Source organism: Facilibium subflavum (assembly GCF_003574485.1).
In the GTDB taxonomy this organism is placed as follows: Bacteria; Pseudomonadota; Gammaproteobacteria; order Francisellales; family Francisellaceae; genus Facilibium; species Facilibium subflavum.
The window spans coordinates 1-2,530 of record NZ_QLIT01000132.1 but is presented as its reverse complement, the minus strand read 5'-3'; the positions used below and the strand labels follow the sequence as shown (position 1 = coordinate 2,530).

Here is a 2,530-nt window from a genome sequence, read left to right as displayed (position 1 = left end):
TCAGTTCATCTACCCGCTACGGACTCAGACCCCGACACCTCCACGCATACTCGCCTTTACGTATTGCGTAGTGCTGATTTCAGGCAAATGAAAACCTTGATCAGGTGCGACGATGATATATTACGGGGCTCAATACCTTCACTTGCGTTGTGGCTGATAGACCGCCCTTACTACAGCTTCATAATGTTCGTTACCTTGCATTATGTGTAGTTCGGTTCCAGACTGGTGGCTAGCCTTTTTCTGGGCTGGATTGTCCAGCTTGATTGCCTTAGCTTTGCTTGGCGCACTCATTTAATACCTCCATCATACGTTTTTCACTAATATCAAGATCATTTGTTTCTAGCTTTTGTGTTTTTTTCTTCACATAGTGAAGCAATACTATTAACTCCGAGGATTTCATGCAGTACAAAATTCTATGTTGATTGCGATATTTATATTTTATTTCCCACAATTTACCTTTAACTTGTTTAAATTGGACTCGACTATAATCAAACCCGTACTCTTCTATGCCTTTTAGCCTTGCTAATACATCGGCCTGTTCATCTATAGGTAGTGTGTTAATAGCTTCTTTTACAGGCATTCTGCCACTATTTTTGGCATAATATCTTATATCCACGACAAGTTTAATTCTATTTCTTGTTAAACTAAAGTTTATATCCAACTGGATATAAAGTCAAGCGTTATTGGGTTTGAAGCTAATAAACCAAAAGTTTATGCCAAAAAGCCATTTATTGCTAACCATTACATGGTCTTCTTTTCAGCTAGTCTTATAAAAAATTTTGGTATCATTTTTGATGAACTCACAATTTTAATAGCTATCTCCATTATCATCATATAAATCCAATGTCAGTGTTATTGATTTCATTCGTTTATAATCATCAGGCAATAAGTGATCATATTGCCCTTTTTTAATCATATAGTAAGTACTTCTTGAAATACCAAAGAGATAGCGCTTTGTCCCGAAGTAGGAATTTTTGCCCAAATATTTATCGAGTCTCATCAATGCCTAAGTTCAATTAATAGTCAAAAGGATGATAGACTCGCAAACAACTCTGCTGTTGATCATAGTATATGCAGGCTTATCTAAAAGGCAACACCAAATCGCCAGAATGCTCATTTTAGGCGCATCTGCGAAAGAAATCGCATTAAAACTTAGTCTTTCTTATCGAACCGTTGAAACTCACATCAATAATATCAAGCAAAAACTGAATTGCCATAAGCGCTCTGAGCTAATCACACACTTGCATCAAATAGGGGTTTAGCCGTAGGCACTAAAATAGTAACGCACCATACTGGCTAAAACGTCATGAATTCGCTTGAGTAAAAACGTATTTAAAACTTACTAAAAATACTGTCCAATGCCCTGGTTGGCAATACAGCTTTCAATATTTTGGCAATCGAGGTAAATGCCGTAATACTGTATCTGGGAGCGGGTTTTTTGGCCAGAAGAATTTTCTCAACCACTTTGGCCACAACAATTGCTTCTTTATTGAATGGGACTTTTTTGTGCAGGCCTTGTCGCATTTTTTCATATTCGCTTTGATGAACGGATCCAGTCAACTCTATATTCTTGACGGTTTTCATTGCATTTGCTCTAAAATTACTGGTGACAGGGCCTGTATTTAATGTGCTCATATAAATGTTTGTACCTTTGAGCTCTTGTCTTATCGTATCTGCAATCCCTTCAATCGCGTATTTGCTGGCATTATATGCACCTCTGTATTTCAGTGACACAAGTCCTAAAACCGAACCGTGCTGGATAATTTTTCCATAACCTTGCTTTCGCATGATTTTAAGTACTGCACGTGTGATATAATGCAGTGCAAAAACATTAGTTTCAAACTGTTGTCGTAGATATTCAGTTGGAATATCTTCAAGTGCACCTGCCTGACCATATCCCGCATTATTAAAAACGGCATCAAGCTTATAACCTTTTTTATTGACAATATCATCAACTGCGACAGCCACCTGCGCTTCATCTCTGACATCAATTAGATAAGTGTCAAAGCCTTCCTCAATTAATATCTCAACATCTTGCTGTTTTCTTGCCGAGGCAAAAACCTGATAGCCTTTGCCTTTTAAGTATTTTGCCGTAGCATAACCAATGCCACCGTGCGAGCAACCTGTGATCAATATTGTTTGTTTTTTCATGCCTGCCGTCTTTATTTGCAATGTTTTTTGTATTGCCATATCTAAACTCTATCCTAACACAACGTGAGTTCGACATAAGTGTTCATAAAACTATCAGCTCACTATCTCCCTTAATCCGTAAACTTGGCTTTTTTGGCTGAAAACAATAGGCGATAAGGCCACACAATAAATTTGTCATAAAGTTCCAAATTGAACGATGTCTCGTATGCTCGATTTGACTAATATTCTTAAGCTGATCATTGACAGACTCAATAATTGCGCGCTTTCTTAAAAGTGCTTTGTCCAGTAAAGAAATCAAACTTTTTTTCATCTTCTTTTTCACCCGTGTCACCACTTGCAGTCCTCGCGCCAATACACGCTCAGATAATCCTACTTTAAT

6 protein-coding genes are annotated in these 2,530 nt (G+C 37.6%); 1 reads left to right on the top strand and 5 read right to left on the bottom strand.

Annotated features, from left to right (window positions below):
- Positions 1–138: 138 nt before the first annotated feature.
- From DNK84_RS14320 to DNK84_RS14645, 3 genes are all read right to left on the bottom strand, one after another.
- Positions 139–291 (bottom strand): hypothetical protein, encoded by a 153-nt coding sequence (locus DNK84_RS14320; protein WP_162902145.1) that lies wholly within the window; start codon positions 289–291, stop codon positions 139–141.
- The gene (locus DNK84_RS08350; protein ID WP_208123288.1) at positions 269–580 is read right to left on the bottom strand and encodes a type II toxin-antitoxin system RelE/ParE family toxin; all 312 of its coding nucleotides are present in this window, start codon (positions 578–580) and stop codon (positions 269–271) included. Before DNK84_RS08350 ends, DNK84_RS14320 begins: the two co-directional genes overlap by 23 nt.
- 228 nt (positions 581–808) lie before the next feature.
- Positions 809–1,000 (bottom strand): hypothetical protein, encoded by a 192-nt coding sequence (locus tag DNK84_RS14645; protein ID WP_208123287.1) that lies wholly within the window; start codon positions 998–1,000, stop codon positions 809–811.
- A 31-nt stretch (positions 1,001–1,031) separates the two neighbouring features.
- On the opposite strand from DNK84_RS14645, the gene DNK84_RS15055 reads away from it, so the two are divergent.
- On the top strand, positions 1,032–1,262 hold the full coding sequence (locus DNK84_RS15055; RefSeq protein ID WP_119344080.1) for a response regulator transcription factor: 231 nt from the start codon (positions 1,032–1,034) through the stop codon (positions 1,260–1,262).
- 70 nt (positions 1,263–1,332) lie between these two features.
- On the opposite strand, the gene DNK84_RS08340 is transcribed toward DNK84_RS15055, so the two are convergent.
- Both DNK84_RS08340 and DNK84_RS08335 read right to left on the bottom strand, forming a co-directional pair.
- Complete coding sequence (locus DNK84_RS08340) at positions 1,333–2,190, bottom strand: SDR family NAD(P)-dependent oxidoreductase (RefSeq protein ID WP_235826867.1); 858 nt, start codon at positions 2,188–2,190, stop codon at positions 1,333–1,335.
- Positions 2,191–2,233: 43 nt separating this feature from the next.
- The coding region (locus tag DNK84_RS08335; RefSeq protein WP_235826866.1) for a transposase at positions 2,234–2,530 on the bottom strand (297 nt) is incomplete at its 5' end.